The organism is Pseudomonas sp. R4-84, from assembly GCF_054130985.1.
The window spans coordinates 2703180-2720464 of sequence record NZ_CP096390.1; the positions used below are offsets into that span (position 1 = coordinate 2703180).

Consider the following 17285-nt stretch of genomic DNA (forward strand, 5'->3'; position numbering starts at 1 on the left):
ATGTCAGTTCGGGCCCAGCGTAACGAACCAAGTCGCGACGTTGTCACTTCGAACTCAGTTGCACCGGCGTCGTCTCGATCAGCCGTCGCGAGCGGATCACCGACTTGGTTTGCTCGATGTAAGGCTTGAAATGTCGATCTCAAGTTGCGCGATACGGACCACGGCCGTGGAAGGGAAGCTTTGCGCCGATGCCCAGCCACCAGCAAAGAGACCCGGTACTAACGCGCATGCGAAAAACAGGCGATGGATTTTCATGAACTCTCCTGACTGCTATTCATACTCGGTGAATCGGTGAAAGGCGGGGACAAACAAAACGCCAATCCCGGTTCCGCCCTGTGCGCAACCAGTGTCCACCCGTGTGCGCGAGCGATCTCCTGGCAGATGGTCAGCCCCAGTCCCGCGCCGTGATCGCGCCGATGGGCGCCGCGCCAGAAACGAGTGAATATGTGGGGCAGTTGCGTTTGCTCCACGCCGGGGCCCCAGTCGCGCACGGTCAACTGGTCGGCGGTACATTGCACCCGCACCTGCGTGCCTTCAGGCGCGTGCTGGATGGCGTTTTCCAGCAGGTTTTTCAGCAGCGTGAACAGGGCGCTGCGGTCGGCCTGCCAAGGCGTTTGCGTGGCCGTATGCCCTGTCAGGACGATGCCGACCCGCGCGGCGTCGGCCATGCGTTGCAGGTAGTCTGCGGCTTGCTGCACCACTTCCCCGACGTTCACGGCGGCAAAGCTGTAGTTGTGGGCCTCGCTGGTCTCGGCCAGCAGCAGTAATTGTTGAACCTGGCGTGTCATGTGCTCGACGTCATTGAGCAGCGAGTCGCGGGTCTTGTCTGGAGCCATCAATTCGATTTGCGCGCGGATCAGCGCCAGTGGCGTCTTCAGTTCATGGGCCGCGGTCGCGAGGAACTCCTGCTGCACACGGTATCCCTGTTCCAGGCGTTCAAGGGCGCTGTTGAAGCTGCTGACCAGTGGCGCGACTTCCGACGGCACGGTTTTGCTGTCCAGGCGTGAATGCAAGGATCGAGGGGAAATGGCCGCCGCCGATTCCGAGACTTCGCGCAGTGGCTTGAGCGCATACCCCAGCGTGAAATAGGCGCAAGCGCCGAAGACAAAAAGCAGCACCAGGCTGAACAGGACGATACCGGCCCCCATGAAAGGCCAGGCGAAACCCTGATGAAGCAGTTCCATTAGTCGTTCGCTGACGGCGAATTGCAGATACCAGATCGTGCCGTCGCGCTCCACCGGGGCGGTGGCGGCGTACATCAGCATGCCCTCACGCTCGAACTTGAAGCGCCCTTGGTCCGAAGGCGGTGATTTGGCGACCGGCGACCAGAATGCCTCGTCGGTGGAGGCCAGGACGACGTTTGCCTGCGAGTCCAGCACGCGATAGCCGATTTCCGCCCCCAGGCTCTTGAAGGTCCAGACGCGATCACCTTCGCTGTCATCGAAGCCGGTAGGATGGCCCGCAGCGTCGAACATCAGCTTGCCGGCGAGTTCATGGGTGCGTTCGGCGACGTCGGTGGTCAGGAGGATATCGCTCCTGGACGTAATGAGCGCGACAGCGCCCAGCGCAATCAGCAAGATACTCAAGCCCACGCCTGCGACGTAGGCGAGCAGGACCTTGAAACTGATGCTATTGCGCCAGGTCGTCTTGACGAAGGGCATAGCCCAGGCCTCTCAAGTTGACTATCCGTTGGTGGGAGCCGATCGCCAGGAGCTTGCGGCGAATACGATGCAAGGCCACGTCGAGGGCGTTTGGCGTCACGGCTTCGCTCAAGCCCCACGCAGCCGCCTCGATGGCGCTGCGACGGACGATTTCACCGGGCTTGCGCAGTAACAACAACATGATCTGCATTTCCGCCGGCGCCAGTGGAACGCTGCCTTTGACGCTGCACATGACCCCTGCGTCGGGTTGCACGCTGAGGTCGCCGTGTGACGGCGCCAAGGCGCGGCGCTCCACGGGACGACGCAACAAGGCCCGCACGCGTGCGACCATTTCGTCCATGGCGAATGGCTTGGGCAGGTAGTCATCGGCCCCGGCGTCCAGGCCTTCGATCCGGTCATGCAGCGCGTCGCGGGCCGTCAGCACCAGGCAGGGCACGCCCAACCCGGCGTTGCGCAAGCGTTCGAGCAGTAGCAGCCCATCGCCATCCGGCAAACCCCGGTCGAGAATCAACGCCTGGTAGGGCACCTGTTGGATGGCCGCCCATGCCGCATCGATGCGGCTGATGACGTCGACGGCGATGCCTGCGCTCGACAAACCCTTGCACACCAGTTGCGCCAGACGCTCATGGTCTTCGACCAGCAGTATGCGGCTCATCAGAAACGGTACAGGTAGCCGAACAGCGCGCTGTTTTCGGTAGATCGATCTACCAGCGGGCTGTCCTTGATTTCATCGGACAGGCTCGTGGCCTTGAGGTCCAGAAACACGGAGTGATGATCATCGAACATATAGTTTCCACGTAAGCCGATTTCGGTGTTCATGCCGGACTTGCCATCATAGGCTGCCCGATCGGCGCGAGCTTCATTTTCCCGGACGCCGAAGTAGTAGTCGACGTAGTTGTCGTCCTGCCAGATGGCGGCCAGCCGTGGCGTGAGCCTGATGTGCTCGCCGAAATTCCAGGACCGTTCCAGGCCCAGGGTGAAGCGCTGGCCCTTGCTGTTGCTCGAAACGTCGCCCAACCACTCGGCGCTGACATCGGCCAGGTCGTTGCGCCACTGCACCTTGCCCCCCGCCCAAAAGCCGCCCTTGCGGTCGCTCATTCCGTCCAGGATGCGGGCGTCATCGTCATCATAGCCACTGAAATCGTACTCACCGACGAGGCTGAATTCGAGTTGCTGGGTGTCGCTGATGTCCAGGCTCGGCAATTTGATCTCGGCGGTTGGGCCAAAGACGCGCACATATTCGTTTTCAAAATAGATCAGCGGCAGGACCTCGCTGTCACGGTCGATGCCTTTGTAGGGCTGTTGGCTGCTGGCTGCACCCACGCCGAGGCCCCAAGCGGAGCCTTCAGACTCGTCGGCACTGGCCGCGATCGGTAAGCACACGCCCAGCACAAGCGCGGAGCTGGCGATGGTCAGCCGGATCGCAAGGTAAGGTTTCGATAAGGTCAAGGCGCGCATGGAAGTCTCCGGATCGGTGGGATGAATGCATGCCTATCGTTGAGAACTTCTTCTTACTGAACACTTACGGTTCGGCATGGCTAACCGCCTTTTGCCGGTAAGTGTTGCGAAAGACTGCCTGTCGGATAGTGGCCGTCTCGAGCAATCGCGCCATGTGGATGTATCGGCACCCGCGAGCGATGCGAACCCTGCGCAGGAATCCGATCCCCATGAAAAGAAAAACCCGCCACGTCGTTCTGTTTGTCGCGACCATCGCCTGCACCGTTGCATTGGTGATGATGGGCCTGTCGCCGGACCCGCGACCGCCCGGTTCTGAACATCACCCCAGACCGGCAATGACCGTGGCCGTCACCCGGCTTGAATCGGCCATGCTGCCGGTGCGCATCCAGGCCAATGGCAACATCATGGCGTGGCAGGAAGCGAGCGTCGGCACCGAGGCCGATGGCTTGCGGTTGGCCGAGGTCATGGTGAACGTTGGCGATGTGGTGCGGCGTGGCCAGGTGCTTGCAACGTTCAGCTCCGATACGGTGGCCGCCGAACTCGCGCAACGTCGCGCGGCCACCGCCGAAGCACACTCGGCCCTGGCCGAAGCCCGGGCCATCGCGCGGCGTGCCCGGCAGTTGCAGTCGAGCGGGGCGCTTTCGCAGCAGCAGGTCCATCAACATGTGACAGCCGAACGCACGGCGCAGGCAAGGCTTGAGGCGGGCGAGGCCGCCGAACGATTGCAGCACCTGCGCCTGGCCCAGACCCGCGTCCTGGCGCCCGACAACGGAGTGATATCGGCGCGCAGTGCCACGGTGGGCGCCGTATTACCCGCCGGCCAGGAGCTGTTTCGCCTGATCCGCGAGAGCCGGCTCGAATGGCGCGCCGAGGTCGCGGCAGCGGATCTCGCGAAATTCCATCCCGGCCAGCTTGCGCGTGTGGTGCCGGTCAACGGCGCGGCGATCGAGGGCAGGGTGCGCAGGGTTGCGCCCACGGTGGACATGCAGACCCGCAATGGCCTGGTGTATGTCGACCTGCCCGCCGACACGGCGGCGCGTGCCGGGATGTTTGCCCGTGGCGAGTTCGACGTCGGGGCCGAGCGGATGGCGACGCTGCCGCAAACTGCCGTGCTGCAGCACGACGGCTTCAGTTACGTCTTGCAGGTCGGCGCGGCGTTCCAAGTGGCCCAGGCCAAGGTGACAGTAGGGCGCCGCGTCGGCGATCGAATCGAGATCACCGCTGGCATCGACAGCACCGCCGCCGTGATCGAAGCCGGAGGCGGTTTTCTCGCTGAAGGTGACCTTGTCCGCGTCGTCCAGGGGCGCACCCAACCGATACACAATCTCACCAGCGGGAGCGCGCAATGAGCCTTAACGTGTCGTCCTGGTCGATCCGCAACCCAACGCCTTCGGTGCTGTTGTTCATCCTGCTGACATTTGCCGGCGCGATGGCCTTCTGGAAGATGAAGGTGCAGAACTTTCCCGACATCGACCTGCCCATGGTCGCTATCTCAGCCGAGCTGCCGGGTGCTTCGCCGGTCCAGCTGGAAAACGATGTGGCCCGCAAGATCGAGGATTCTCTCGCCACCGTGCAGGGCGTCAAGCATATCCAGAGCACCTTGACCGACGGCGACGCCGATATCACGGTTGAGTTCCGCCTCGGCAAACCCACCCAGGAAGCGCTCGATGACGTTCGTGATGCGGTTTCCAGGGTCCGGGCAGACCTGCCCGCCGACCTGCGCGACCCGGTGATCAGCAAGATCGAGGTTGCTGGCACGCCGATCCTGACCTACACGGTGTCGGCCACGGGCCTGGACGAAGAGGCGCTGTCATGGTTCGTCGACAACACCCTCAGCAAGGCCTTGCTGGCTGTCCCTGGCGTGGGCGCAGTCGAGCGTGTCGGTGGGGTGACGAGGGAAATCCGCATCGATCTGGCCCCGGCACGCCTGTTGGCCTTGAATACCACGGCGCTGGATATTTCCCGTCAACTTCGCCAGATCCAGCAAGAGGCCTCCGGCGGGCGCGTGGATCTGGGTGGCATCGAGCAAACGGTGCGTACGCTTGCCACGGTACGGTCGGCCGATGAAGTCGCGATGCTGGACGTGACCTTGAGTGACGGCAGGCGAGTGCGGCTCGACCAGGTCGCGACGGTATCCGATACCGTTGGCGAGCGACGTTCGGCGGCGCTGCTGGACGGCGAGCCGGTGGTCGCGTTCGAAATCGTACGGGCAAAAGGGGCCGGGGAAATCGAGGTCGATGAAGGTGTACGCGCCGCCCTTGAGCGGCTCAAGAACCGACATCCTGGAATCACGTTCAACCAGGCGTTCAGTTTCGTCGAGCCGGTGATCGAAAATTACCAGGGTTCCCTGCACCTGCTCTACGAGGGCGCGGCACTGGCGGTGCTGGTGGTGTTCCTGTTCTTGCCGGATTGGCGAGCGACCTTCGTCTCGGCCGTCGCGCTGCCGCTGTCGGCGATACCGACATTCGCGGTGATGCACTGGATGGGGTTCACGATCAACACCGTTACGCTGCTGTCGCTGTCGCTGGTGGTCGGTGTGCTGGTGGACGACGCCATCGTCGAAGTGGAAAACATCGGGCGTCACTTGCAGATGGGCAAGAAACCCTACCAGGCGGCCATGGATGCCTCTGAGGAGATCGGCCTCGCGGTGGTCGCCACGGCGTTTACGTTGATTGCGGTGTTTCTGCCCACCGCGTTCATGAGCGGCACGGTCGGCAAGTTTTTCGTCCAGTTCGGCTGGACGGCGGCCACGGCGGTATTTTTCTCTCTCGTTGTCGCGCGCCTGCTGACGCCCATGATGGCGGCCTACCTGATGCGCGCCCCGAAAAAACCCGAGCCCAGGGTGGCCGGATGGGTGACGCACTACTTGTCCTGGGCCCGCTGGTGCCTGCGTCATCGAGCCGTGACCGCTGTTGGCGCAGCGATTTTTTTTGTCGGCGGGTTGATGCTCGCGGCAGCGTTGCCGGGCACCTTCATGCCGCCCGATGACGACTGGCAAACCCAGGTCACCCTCACGCTTGCGCCCGGTAGCAGACTGGACGACACCCTGGTGCTGGCCGAGCAGGCCCGGGGGATAGTCCGGCACAACCCCCAGGTGAAAAAGGTCTACACCGCCGTCGGGGACGGCAATGCCGGCACGGACCCTATAGGAGCGGGCGGCAACGTCAAAAATGTCCGCACGGCGGTGCTGACACTTAACCTGACGCACCGCAACGATCGACCCGGACTGAGTAAGCAACAGATCGAGCAACAATTACGCGAAGCCCTCGCGATACTGCCCGCAACGCGGGTAAAGGTGGGCATGGGCGAGTCGGAGAACTACGTGCTGGTGCTCGCCGGCGAAGACGGCGCCTTGCTCACCCGGCATGCGCAGCTGGTGGAGCGCGAACTGCGCGGCGTGCCTGGCGTGGGCGCGGTGATTTCGACCGCGAGCCTGAAACGCCCCGAACTGCTGGTGCGACCCGATTTCGCCAGGGCGGCCGACCTTGGCGTGACCTCCGCAGCTATCGCCGACACCCTGCGCGTCGCCACCTTGGGTGACTACGACCAGGCGCTCGCCAAACTCAATTTCAGTGAACGGCAAGTGCCTGTTGTCGTGCGCTTGACCGACGCCGCTCGTCAGGATTTCGAGACGCTCAAGCGCCTACCGGTGCCCGGCGCCCGTGGTCCGGTGCCGCTGGAAAATGTCGCGTCGCTGGAGATCGCCAGCGGCCCGGCGCAGATCGAACGTTTCGACCGCATGCGCAACGTCAACATCGAAATCGAGACAAACGGCCAGCCATTGGGCGACATTGACCAGGCAGTGCTTGCCTTGCCGAGCCTGCAAGCACTGCCGCCCGGCCTGGTGCGCACTTCGGTGGGAGATGCCGAAGCCATGGGGGAGCTTGCCTCGGGATTCGGCGTGGCGATGCTGACCGGGGTGTTGTGCATCTATATGGTCCTGGTCCTGTTACTGAAGGACTTCCTGCAACCGCTGACCATCCTCGCCGCCCTGGTGCTCTCGGTGCCAGGCGCCTTCCTTGCGCTGTTCGTCACCGGCTCGACATTGTCGATGCCGTCGATGATTGGGCTCATCATGCTAATGGGGATTGCCACGAAGAATTCGATCCTGCTGATCGACTACATCCTCCTCGCGCGCCGAGACCACGGACTGACGCGCTCTGAAGCGATCATCGATGCCTGCGGCAAGCGTGCGCGGCCCATTGTCATGACGACAATCGCCATGGGCGCCGGCATGATGCCCATCGCACTCGGTTGGGGGGCTGACCCGAGCTTCCGCGCGCCGATGGCCATCGTGTTGATTGGCGGGCTTATCACTTCGACAGTGCTGAGCCTGTTGGTCATTCCCGTAGTGTTTTCCTTGGTGGACGACGGCGCGCAGGGAATATATGCGCGTATGCGTAACATCACGGGTAATGAAGCGGTGGGGGGTCACTCCGAGCACTCATGAAGCCGACCCAAGCCCCTGTTGCGCGACAGGGACAAGGCGCTCTGAGAAACAATGCGTCAGCGTCCTGGCGCCTTGTTCTCGACCAAGCGTTGTGGTGAGCGAGTATGGCATCGATTGGCCGGTGCATAGCGTTGGCCTCTACTGTGGCCACTGCTCCAGCAGGATCGAGACGAATTTTTCCGCAGCGGGGGAAAGGGAGGCACCGCGTCGATAAACCAGGCCCAGCGATCGATTCACCACCGGCTCGATCAGCGGTACGCTGACCAGCGTCGGATGATCGACCGCCGGCATCGCCAGGCTGGGCATCGCCGACACGCCGAGGCCAGCCTCGACCAAGCCCAAGGATGTGGACAGGTGCTGCACTTCGTAGAACCACTGCGGACGCCAGCTCAGGCCTGACAAGGCGTGGTCAAGCAGCATGCGGTTGCCACTCAAGCGACCGACACCGATCAGCCGATAGTCGCTGAGCTCCGACCAGGTGACCGCACTGCGGCCAGCGAGCTCATGGTCTCGTCGGCAGGCCAGCACAAAGGGTTCGTTGACCAGGGGCACGAACTCGATGTCCGGGTGCTGGCCACTCATCATGTTGATGCCGAAGTCAGCTTCGCCACGCAGTACAGCCTCCAATCCTTCGTTGGCACTGAGATCGAGCAGGCGTATGCGGATCTTCGGGTAGCGTTCGTTATAAAGCCGGATCACCGAGGGCAGAAAATAGAACGCCGCCGTCGGGATGCAGGCCAAGGTGACTCGGCCGATCTGCCGCTCGGCCAATTCGCGAATATTGAGAATGGAATCGTCAAAATCATCCAACAAGCGCCGCGCCTTAGGCAGGAAATCACGCCCAACGCTGGTCAGGCTGACCTTTCGCGTCGTGCGGTCGAGCAAGGCGGTGCCTAATCCTTCCTCAAGCTTTTTCATCCGTCGGCTGAGGGCGGGCTGGGATAGGTGCAGTGCATCGGCGGCTTCATGGAAACTGCCAAGTTCGGCGATCTTAACGAAAGATCGGATGTCCTGAAGTTCATATTCCATCAATTTTTCTCACTACCAGGTTCCAAAGAACTCCAAATTAATTCTTTTGTGAAACGCAATAATAACTCCGATCTTTGCATTGGAAACACTTTTTAAACCCTGCCACTCTTGTGCACAGAGCATCAATCATCCAGATTGATCAACAAGAGTTAGTGGTCATGCAACGAATTCCTTGTGTACTCATGCGCGGCGGCACTTCTAAAGGTCCGGTTTTTCTCGCCTGGGATTTGCCGGCAACGATTCCTGAACGTGACGAGTTGCTGCTCAACCTGATGGGTTCTGGCCATGAGCTGGAGATCGACGGCATCGGGGGTGGTAGTCCACAAACCAGTAAGGTGGCGATCGTCAGCCCATCGCTGCACCCTGAAGCCGACGTGGATTACCTGTTTGTCCAGGTCATGGTTTCCCAGCGCCGGGTCGACACTGCACCCAACTGCGGCAACATGCTCTGTGCCGTCGGCCCGTTCGCAATTGAGCAAGGGCTGGTCAAGGCCACAGGCGACCTGACCCGCGTGCGGATCCGCAACCTCAATACCGGAACCTTCGTCAATGCCGAGGTCCAGACACCTCAGGGCAAGGTCAGCTACGAAGGCGACACTGCCATCGACGGTGTGCCGGGTACGGCCGCTCCAGTGCAACTGACCTTTCTCGACGCAGCCGGCAGCAAGACCGGAAAACTCTTCCCCACGGGGCAATCCGTCGACTTGATCGATGGCATCCCGGTGACTTGCATCGACATGGCCATGCCGATGTTGATTGTCGAGGCCGGCCAGCTCGGCAAGCGTGGCGACGAAAGCCCCGCCGAGCTTGATGGCGATACGGCGTTCTTGCAGCGCTTGGAGTCCTTGCGCTTGAAGGCCGGCCTGGCGATGGGCCTGGGCGACGTCAGCGACAAAGTGATTCCCAAGCCAGTGCTGGTCTCGACGGCCACGTGTGGCGGGACGATCCAGGTGCGCTACTTCATGCCGCATAGCTGTCATCGCGCCTTGGCGATTACCGGTTCCATCGGGCTGGCGACGGCCTGCGTGACCGACGGCAGTGTCGCGGCCAACCTGCTTGGCGGCGTCAGCGAACCACGCCTTCAGCGGGTGCGCATCGAGCACCCCAGTGGCGGTATCGATGTCGTGTTGTCCTACACCGGCGAAAAGGGTGAGACCATTCGCGCCTCGGTGGTCCGTACCGCCCGCAGGCTTTTTTCAGGTTTTGTCTACGCCACGGTTCCCCAGCGCCTGGCCGGATGACCCGGGCAGACTTTGTCATTGCATCAGCGACTCATAACAACAAGAGAACTGACTTATGCTCGCTTTACTTGGCTTGGCCATGGTGGTGGTCTTCACCTTTCTGATAATGACCAAACGGCTGTCGCCGATCGTCGCCCTGACGATCGTGCCGATAGTCTTCGCGGTGATCGGCGGCTTCGGTGGGACCACTGGCAAGATGATGCTGGATGGGCTGAAGATGGTTGCACCGTCGGCGGCACTGCTGTTGTTCGCGATTCTTTTTTTCGGTCTGATGATCGACGCGGGCCTGTTCGACCCGCTGATCCGCAAGATCCTCAAGCGGGTCAATGGCGATCCGATGAAAATCGCCGTGGGCACCGCACTGCTGTCGCTTCTCGTTGCACTGGACGGTGACGGCACGACGACCTACATGATTACCTGCGCCGCGATGCTGCCACTGTACAAGCGCATCGGCATGAATCCGATGATCCTGGCGACCGTCGCGATGCTTTCGCTGAGCATCATGAGCGGCATGACGCCTTGGGGCGGGCCGGCGACCCGGGCCATCGCGGCACTCGGCCTGGATGCCGGCGAGTACTTCGTGCCTTTGTTGCCGACTATGATCGGTGGCGCGATGTGGGTGGTGTTCACCGCGTTCCTGCTGGGTCGTGCCGAGCGCAAGCGTATCGGCAACATTCAACTACAGAGCGGAGGTGGCGATTGCTATATCAAGGCCATCCTGGAGGACACGCCGCACAAGCGTCCGAAACTGGCCTATGTCAATTTGCTGTTGGTCGTCGCAGTCATGGTCGCGCTGGTGATGGGCCTCATGCACTCGGCGATTCTGTTCCTGATCGGTTTCGTCCTGGCGCTGGTGATCAACTATCCGCAGCTGGACATCCAGAAAGAGCGCATTCTCGCCCACTCGGGTAACGCCATGACCGTGGTCCTGCTGGTGTTCGCGGCGGGTATTTTCGCCGGAATTTTCTCCGGAACGAAAATGGTCGATGCCCTGGCGCAAACGCTGGTCGACTGGATTCCGCCTTCCTGGGGCCATTTGTTCCCCTTGGTGGTGGCAATTACCAGCATGCCGCTGACGTTCGTATTGTCCAACGATGCCTATTACTTTGGGGTCGTTCCTATCCTGGCTAACGCCGCTGCCGCCTACGGGATTCATCCGGTCGAAATAGCTCGGGCGTCCATCCTCGGTCAGCCGGTGCACCTGATGAGCCCATTGGTGGCCTCGACCTTGTTGCTGGTGGGCATGGTCGATCGCGACCTGGGCGATTTCCAGAAAGCCACCATCAAATGGGCGGTGCTCACCTCAATCGTAATAACGGCGCTGGCGCTTCTGACCGGGGCGCTGACGCTGTTCTCCTGATTCACCCGACACCCTTTAGTCCTTGCCTGACGCTCCCCGCATGGGGAGTGCGCCGGCCTGCGCGCCAAATAACAACAACGAGACACTCGACATGAATATTTACCTGATTCGCGGGGTTCTGTTTCCGATCCTTGGTCTGCTGCCGCTGGCCAACGCCAGTGCAGAGGGAATCGTCGACGACAGCAAGCTCAAATTGCAGTTGCGCAATGTTTACTTCAACGAGAACTTTCGCGATGAACATGGCATGAGTGCGCGAGCGGCGCGGACCGCCAAAAGCGAGCGCACCGAATGGGCTCAGGGCTTTCTGTTGGATTATCAGTCAGGCTACACGTCAGGCACGGTCGGTTTCGGCGTCGATGCCCTGGGCCTGCTCGGATTCAGGCTTGATTCGGGGCGCGGTCGTAGCGGCACTGGCTTGCTACCGGTCCATGACGACGGTCGTGCCGCAGAAGAGTTCGCCAGCGCGGGGATGACCGCCAAGGCCCGACTGGAAAAAACCACGTTCAAATATGGCACGCTGCTGCCCAAGAACCCAGTACTGATCTACAACGACGCGAGGCTGCTGCCCCAGACCTATCAGGGGGGGCAGGTCAGCAGCAACGACATCGACAACCTCACCCTGACGGGTGGGCGGCTGGAACGATTCAAACTGCGCGATTCAAGCGACAGCATGCCGATCGTGCCCGACGGCTACAGTGGCAACGAGTCAGGCGACTTCATTTATGCCGGCGCCGACTACAAGCTGGGAAAGAACATTCGCTTGAGCTATTTCTATGGCGAACTGGAAAACTTCTACCGGCAGAACTTCGCCGGTGTCCAACATGACCTACAGCTCGGTCCCGGCGTGCTCACCAGCGACCTGCGCTACTTCAACAGTGCCGAATCGGGCTTGGCCCATGGCGGTAAAGTCGACAATGACATGTTCAGCGGCTCGCTGTCGTACGTTGCCCTCGGCCACACGTTCAGTGCCGGTTACCAAAAGCTCAGCGGGGAAGGGGGCTTGCCATACATCAGCGGCGCCACGGTCTATTCCTTCAGCAACGTTGGGATCGGCAAGTTCATCGAGGAAGATGAAAAGACCTGGATGCTCGGCTACGGCTACGATTTCGCTCGCCTAGGCGTGCCCGGCCTGACGTTTTCCAGCCGCTACCTCAGTGGCGCCGATGGCAAATCCAACAGCGTCGTGAACGAGTGGGAGCGCGACGCCGAAGTCGCTTACATCGTGCAGCAAGGTAAGTTGAAGGGGTTGGGTGTCAAATTGCGTAACTATGTCTATCGCTCCGACTTTTCACGGGGACGCGATAGCAACCGTGTCTACGTCACTTATGACGTCGCGCTTTGGTAGGGTCTGGGTTCGCGGGGGGGGGCTTTCTGACAAGAATGTCAGCAAGCCGTCAGCCTCCGGACACCTTCTGCGTCTAGACTCTTCTGGTTGCCCCGCTTTCGTAGAGGAGTCACCAGATGCGCTTGCTGATCGTCGAGGACGAAGAAAAAACCTCCTCCTATGTCCACCGCGGCTTGAGCGAGCTCGGCTACATTGTCGATGTCGCGACGAACGGCATCGATGGCTTGCACTACGCCCTGGAGCTTGAGTACGACGTGGTCATCCTCGATGTCATGTTGCCGGGCAAGGACGGCTATGCCGTGTTGCAGGGCCTGCGCCTGCACAAGAAAACCCCGGTGATCATGTTGTCGGCCAGGGGCACGGTGGATGATCGCGTCCGGGGGTTGCGCGAGGGTGCTGACGACTACTTGGGCAAGCCCTTTTCGTTTGCCGAGCTGGTGGCGCGCGTCCAGGCGTTGATCCGCCGTCGCGCCGATGACGCGGCCGATCCCACGCATCTGCGCATCGACGACCTGGAAGTCGACCTGCAAGCTCGCAAGGTCACCCGGGCCGGTTTGCGGCTGGACCTCACGGCGAAGGAGTTCTGCCTGTTGAGCCTGCTGGCGCGACACCAGGGGGAGATTCTTTCCAAATTGATGATTGCCGAGCAGGTCTGGGACATGAATTTCGACAGCGATGCCAACGTGGTGGAGGTCGCGATCAAGCGTGTGCGCGCCAAGGTGGATGCGCCATATCCACGCAAATTGCTGCATACCGTGCGCGGAATGGGCTATGTATTGGAAAGTCGTGAAGCGGACGACAGGCACGTTGGGATGGTGTGATGAAAGGATCGATCTCCAAGCGGCTCGCCCTGATGTTTGCCCTCGCGGTCATGCTTATCACCGCGGTCAGCGCAACGCTGCTGCGCTGTTCCTTGAAGCAATCGCTCGAAGACCAGATGCAGAACGAGCTGATCCTGCGGCATTCGGTTCTCGATCCGGTGCTCGCCAAATATGACTCACCGGAATTCTGGGTGGGGCTGCGGCAGAAGCTCGACGGCCTGACACCCACCGATGAGCGCGTGCGTTACTGGGTCCTGGTCGATAACCCGGCCTACAGCTATGGCGGGGCGATGCCGGACGGCCAGGATTGGTCAAAGCGTCCGGATGGGTTTTCCACGGTCGCCATCCCTGACCGGGATCGCCCCATGGTGCTGATGATCGAAACCATCGCGGCCATGGGCAGCCGGCCGGAGGTGCGTTTTATCGTGGGGCTCGATTCGACGCCGTTCATGAAGACCCTGAATAATTTCACCAAGACGTTGATCGTAACGTCCGCGTTGGGTGTCGTGCTGGTCGCGCTGCTGGGGTATTGGATCGCGCGTTTTGGCCTGGGACCGGTCCGGCGCCTGAGCCGCCAGGCCAACAGCCTGCCGCCGGGGGATTCCAAGCAACGGCTGGACACCGAGGCGTTGCCTGGTGAGTTGCAGGAGCTGGCTGTGTCGTTCAACGGCGCCCTGGCTCGCCAGGAGGCCGCCTGGTGCCAGCTCGAAGGGTTCAATGCCAATGTCGCCCATGAATTGCGCACGCCCTTGACCAACCTGATCGGCCAGACCCAGGTCGCCCTGGCCCACGGCCGGGACGTGAATGAGCTTCAAGACCTGCTGCAATCGAACCTCGAAGAGCTGGAGCGGATGGGCACCATCGTCAATGACATGCTGTTCCTGGCGGGTGCCGAAAGCGGGCAGCGAGCCACGGAGCTGAGCGATGTCTCGCTCTATGAAGAGGCGTCCAAGACAGTGGACTACCTGGAGCCGGTCTTGCACGACAAGCAGTTGAGCGTGGTGATTCAAGGCGACATGCGGGTGTGCATCGACCGACGTCTGTTCCACCGTTCCCTGGCCAACCTGATCCAGAATGCTGCGCGATACGCGGTACCGACCAGCACGATCACGGTAAGCCTGGTCAGCCATGGCATGCAGGCCGAGGTGAGCGTGTCCAATGCTGGCGAGCCGATTGATAACGTCCACCTGCAGCGTCTGTTCGAGCGCTTCTACCGGGCCGACGCCGCCCGGGCCCGCAGTGACGCGCATCATGGCTTGGGGCTTTCCATCGTACGGGCGGTGGCCTCCATGCACGGCGGTCGCGTGTTCGCCCACAGCAAGGACGGGCTCAATACCTTCGGGTTCTCGTTGACAAGCCAGGCAGCGCGTTAGTCCGCCTTCAGTCCCCGTTGCCCGTGATACAGCCATCGCGAGCAAGCTCGCTCCCACACCGGATTTGCGGCTGACTTGAATCCCGAGGGCAACACAACCCCTGTGGGAGCGAGCCTGCTCGCGAAGACGCCGGCACATTCAGCATCTTCATCAACTGAAGCAACGCCATCGCGAGCAGGCTCGCTCCCACATTGGATCTGCGGCTGACTTGAATCCCGAGGGCAACACACCCCCCCTGTGGGAGATTCTATGGTGCATGGCTAGCCCTTAGATGCCTTTTGGTAAGTATTCGCTCTGGTTCTTCAACAGAGCGAATACCACTCGGGCAAGCTTGCGGGCCAGTGCCACTAATGCTTCGGTTGTGCTTAGCCCTCGAGCCCGCAGAGCCCCATAAAAACCCTTCCACGCCGCTGTGCGGCTCGCCGACATCGCGGCGTTGTGCATCAATCGGCGCGCCTCCGGGTCACCTCGCTTAGACAGGCAGCGGCGTCCCTTCTTTTTTCCCGAGTCCGATATGCGCAGGTCCAGCCCTAGAAAAGCGATGAAGGCATCGGCATTTCTGAAATCTCCACGCTGAAACGACGTAAGTAAACGCGCACCGCTCAACAGCCCGATTCCTTCGACTTTCATGCAGCGCTTGAGCTGACTGCCCAGACCGGCTGCATCCAATTGCGTCTGGATTGTTTTCTCAAGCAAGATTTCCAGTCGCTGCATGGCCTTTATCTGGTTCTCAAAGGCCGTTTTGAGCAACGGTTCGTTCGACCAACTTTGCTTGAGGCTGACACGCGCCTGAACCAAGGCTGCCCGGCGCCGGAAAAGGCTTATAAGCCGGCAATACAGGGGCGATGGCGGGGTCCACGGGTGCAACTGGTGGCCTTCGTTGTTCAAGTAGCGAGCCAACAACCGAGCATCCAGCGCATCGGTTTTGGCGCGAACTTTCACACCTTTGCGGTAATGGCTGAGTTCGTAGCCGCCGATCATGTAGATCACACAGCCCTGCGCATAAGCCAGGTCGGCGAAGTCCTGGTGATAGATATTGGTGGCCTCGATGGCGACATCCACTGGCGCAGGCAATTCCTTGAGCCACTTCTTGATCGCAGCTTTGGTGTTGGGGATCGCTTCCAGTCGATCTGTTTCTGCGTGATAAATCACCAACTCATCTTTGGCGACATCAACCCCCACGATCGGCTTTGCGACAGAAACCGGCATTGCCATTGAAAATCCTCCGCGCTAAGGTTTGAACACTTGAAGGGTTCACCCAGAGGCGCAGGCTTGTTCCTATCGTCGGTCTAGGCCAGATGCATTCTTTATCGGCGCTTGGGTGAAAGGAGGAGGGGTGAAATCTCCCACGGTCTGTACTGCGCGAACAGTCAGAATCGAGCCTTGTCCCTCCTCCTCCCTTCAAGCCCTACCATACAAGCGAGCTTGCTCGCGAAGACGCCGGCACATTCAGCATCTTCCTCAACTGAAGCACCGCCATCGCGAGCAGGCTCGCTCCCACATTGGATCTGCGGGTGACTTGAATCCCGAGGGCAACCCAACCCCCTGTGGGAGCGAGCTTGCTCGCGAAGACGCCGGCATATTCAGCATCTTTATCAACTGAAGCACCGCCATCGCGAGCAGGCTCGCTCCCACATTGAATCTGCGGCTGACTTGAATCCCAAGGGCAACACACCCCCTGTGGGAGCGAGCCTGCTCGCGAAGACGCCGGCACATTCAGCATCTTCCTCAACTGAAGCACCGCCATCGCGAGCAGGCTCGCTCCCACATTGGATCTGCGGGTGACTTGAATTCCAAGGGCAACCCAACCCCTGTGGGAGCGAGCTTGCTCGCGAAGACGCCGGCACATTCAGCATCTTCATCAACTGAAGCACCGCCATCGCGAGCAGGCTCGCTCCCACACCGGATTTGCGGGTGACTTGAATCCCGAGGGCAACACAACTCCCTGTGGGAGCGAGCTTGCTCGCGAAGACACCGGCACACTCAGCATCTTCATCAACTGAAGCACCGCCATCGCGAGCAGGCCCGCTCCCACACTGGATTCGCGGGTGACTTGAATCCCAAGGGCAACACAACCCCCCTGTGGGAGCGAGCCTGCTCGCGAAGACGCCGGCACATTCAGCATCTTCATCAACTGAAGCACCTTCATCGCATTGGCGTTTGACATGTTCCTGACAGGCACCGGTCACCTTGACGTCAGCGTCCCGCTCTTAAAGTTCAACCACCATCCCGGTCAGGACAGTGGAGTCCACCATGAACATTCAAACCTTGTCGGTCGCCAGTCTGCTGGCAGTGATCACGTTGAGCGGTTCGCCTCTGTTTGCCAAAGAGCAAACCCCTATTCCGGCTTATGAGTACGGCATGCCGTTGGACGTTGCCCAGGCCCTGCGTATCGAGGAGCCGAAATCAGCCGTATGCGAGGTCGCGCAGGCAAAGATGACCTACGTAGACACCCAAGGACAGATCCGGCACGTCAGTTTCCTTCAGCAGACTGACGCCTGCGCCATTCAGTAAGCCCGGTCGCGCCGGTTGCCACCCAATCAAGGA

Annotated in this window: 14 protein-coding genes; 8 read left to right on the forward strand and 6 right to left on the reverse strand. The window is 60.9% G+C overall.

The window, feature by feature from the left end; genetic code table 11:
* Positions 1–96 precede the first annotated feature (96 nt).
* The 4 genes from M1D68_RS12330 to M1D68_RS12345 are packed head-to-tail and all read right to left on the reverse strand — an operon-like array spanning position 97 to position 3119.
* Complete coding sequence (locus M1D68_RS12330) at positions 97–255, reverse strand: hypothetical protein (protein WP_457970563.1); 159 nt, start codon at positions 253–255, stop codon at positions 97–99.
* Complete coding sequence (locus tag M1D68_RS12335; protein ID WP_457970565.1) at positions 252–1661, reverse strand: sensor histidine kinase; 1410 nt, start codon at positions 1659–1661, stop codon at positions 252–254. The genes M1D68_RS12330 and M1D68_RS12335 overlap by 4 nt, the downstream gene beginning before the upstream one ends.
* On the reverse strand, positions 1630–2316 hold the full coding sequence (locus M1D68_RS12340; protein ID WP_434651064.1) for a response regulator transcription factor: 687 nt from the start codon (positions 2314–2316) through the stop codon (positions 1630–1632). Before M1D68_RS12340 ends, M1D68_RS12335 begins: the two co-directional genes overlap by 32 nt.
* Positions 2316–3119 carry a MipA/OmpV family protein gene (locus M1D68_RS12345; protein WP_457970567.1) on the reverse strand — a complete coding sequence of 268 codons (804 nt, stop codon included), beginning with the start codon at positions 3117–3119 and terminating at the stop codon, positions 2316–2318. Before M1D68_RS12345 ends, M1D68_RS12340 begins: the two co-directional genes overlap by 1 nt.
* 209 nt (positions 3120–3328) lie before the next feature.
* Between M1D68_RS12345 and M1D68_RS12350 the strand changes: the two genes are divergently transcribed.
* Both M1D68_RS12350 and M1D68_RS12355 read left to right on the forward strand, forming a co-directional pair.
* Positions 3329–4468 carry an efflux RND transporter periplasmic adaptor subunit gene (locus tag M1D68_RS12350; RefSeq protein ID WP_457970569.1) on the forward strand — a complete coding sequence of 380 codons (1140 nt, stop codon included), beginning with the start codon at positions 3329–3331 and terminating at the stop codon, positions 4466–4468.
* Complete coding sequence (locus tag M1D68_RS12355) at positions 4465–7569, forward strand: efflux RND transporter permease subunit (RefSeq protein ID WP_457970571.1); 3105 nt, start codon at positions 4465–4467, stop codon at positions 7567–7569. Before M1D68_RS12350 ends, M1D68_RS12355 begins: the two co-directional genes overlap by 4 nt.
* 138 nt (positions 7570–7707) lie before the next feature.
* Here M1D68_RS12355 and M1D68_RS12360 read toward each other — a convergent pair whose 3' ends face one another.
* The gene (locus M1D68_RS12360) at positions 7708–8598 is read right to left on the reverse strand and encodes a LysR family transcriptional regulator (protein ID WP_039588554.1); all 891 of its coding nucleotides are present in this window, start codon (positions 8596–8598) and stop codon (positions 7708–7710) included.
* 158 nt (positions 8599–8756) lie between these two features.
* Between M1D68_RS12360 and M1D68_RS12365 the strand changes: the two genes are divergently transcribed.
* The 5 genes from M1D68_RS12365 (at position 8757) to M1D68_RS12385 (ending at position 14738) form a co-directional block, all read left to right on the forward strand.
* Positions 8757–9839, forward strand: coding sequence for a 4-oxalomesaconate tautomerase (locus M1D68_RS12365; RefSeq protein ID WP_434564030.1), 1083 nt, complete (start codon positions 8757–8759; stop codon positions 9837–9839).
* A gap of 55 nt (positions 9840–9894) precedes the next feature.
* Positions 9895–11199, forward strand: a complete 1305-nt coding sequence (locus tag M1D68_RS12370; RefSeq protein WP_420763976.1) for a CitMHS family transporter — start codon at positions 9895–9897, stop codon at positions 11197–11199.
* Positions 11200–11290: 91 nt separating this feature from the next.
* Complete coding sequence (locus M1D68_RS12375; RefSeq protein WP_457970573.1) at positions 11291–12544, forward strand: OprD family porin; 1254 nt, start codon at positions 11291–11293, stop codon at positions 12542–12544.
* 116 nt (positions 12545–12660) lie between these two features.
* Entirely contained in the window at positions 12661–13365 is a 705-nt protein-coding gene (locus M1D68_RS12380; RefSeq protein ID WP_420763975.1) for a heavy metal response regulator transcription factor, read from the forward strand.
* Positions 13365–14738, forward strand: coding sequence for a heavy metal sensor histidine kinase (locus M1D68_RS12385; RefSeq protein ID WP_420763974.1), 1374 nt, complete (start codon positions 13365–13367; stop codon positions 14736–14738). Before M1D68_RS12380 ends, M1D68_RS12385 begins: the two co-directional genes overlap by 1 nt.
* A gap of 267 nt (positions 14739–15005) precedes the next feature.
* Here M1D68_RS12385 and M1D68_RS12390 read toward each other — a convergent pair whose 3' ends face one another.
* The gene (locus M1D68_RS12390) at positions 15006–15953 is read right to left on the reverse strand and encodes an IS110 family transposase (RefSeq protein ID WP_445570990.1); all 948 of its coding nucleotides are present in this window, start codon (positions 15951–15953) and stop codon (positions 15006–15008) included.
* Between the two features lie 1038 nt (positions 15954–16991).
* Between M1D68_RS12390 and M1D68_RS12395 the strand changes: the two genes are divergently transcribed.
* The gene (locus tag M1D68_RS12395) at positions 16992–17252 is read left to right on the forward strand and encodes a DUF2790 domain-containing protein (protein ID WP_434564033.1); all 261 of its coding nucleotides are present in this window, start codon (positions 16992–16994) and stop codon (positions 17250–17252) included.
* The last annotated feature ends 33 nt before the right edge of the window (positions 17253–17285 follow it).

Coding starts and splice junctions, on each gene's coding strand:
- M1D68_RS12330 (WP_457970563.1), bottom strand. CDS start 255: ATGAAAATCCATCGCCTGTTTTTCGCATGCGCGTTAGTACCGGGTCTC.
- M1D68_RS12335 (WP_457970565.1), bottom strand. CDS start 1,661: ATGCCCTTCGTCAAGACGACCTGGCGCAATAGCATCAGTTTCAAGGTC.
- M1D68_RS12340 (WP_434651064.1), bottom strand. CDS start 2,316: ATGAGCCGCATACTGCTGGTCGAAGACCATGAGCGTCTGGCGCAACTG.
- M1D68_RS12345 (WP_457970567.1), bottom strand. CDS start 3,119: ATGCGCGCCTTGACCTTATCGAAACCTTACCTTGCGATCCGGCTGACC.
- M1D68_RS12350 (WP_457970569.1), top strand. CDS start 3,329: ATGAAAAGAAAAACCCGCCACGTCGTTCTGTTTGTCGCGACCATCGCC.
- M1D68_RS12355 (WP_457970571.1), top strand. CDS start 4,465: ATGAGCCTTAACGTGTCGTCCTGGTCGATCCGCAACCCAACGCCTTCG.
- M1D68_RS12360 (WP_039588554.1), bottom strand. CDS start 8,598: ATGGAATATGAACTTCAGGACATCCGATCTTTCGTTAAGATCGCCGAA.
- M1D68_RS12365 (WP_434564030.1), top strand. CDS start 8,757: ATGCAACGAATTCCTTGTGTACTCATGCGCGGCGGCACTTCTAAAGGT.
- M1D68_RS12370 (WP_420763976.1), top strand. CDS start 9,895: ATGCTCGCTTTACTTGGCTTGGCCATGGTGGTGGTCTTCACCTTTCTG.
- M1D68_RS12375 (WP_457970573.1), top strand. CDS start 11,291: ATGAATATTTACCTGATTCGCGGGGTTCTGTTTCCGATCCTTGGTCTG.
- M1D68_RS12380 (WP_420763975.1), top strand. CDS start 12,661: ATGCGCTTGCTGATCGTCGAGGACGAAGAAAAAACCTCCTCCTATGTC.
- M1D68_RS12385 (WP_420763974.1), top strand. CDS start 13,365: ATGAAAGGATCGATCTCCAAGCGGCTCGCCCTGATGTTTGCCCTCGCG.
- M1D68_RS12390 (WP_445570990.1), bottom strand. CDS start 15,953: ATGGCAATGCCGGTTTCTGTCGCAAAGCCGATCGTGGGGGTTGATGTC.
- M1D68_RS12395 (WP_434564033.1), top strand. CDS start 16,992: ATGAACATTCAAACCTTGTCGGTCGCCAGTCTGCTGGCAGTGATCACG.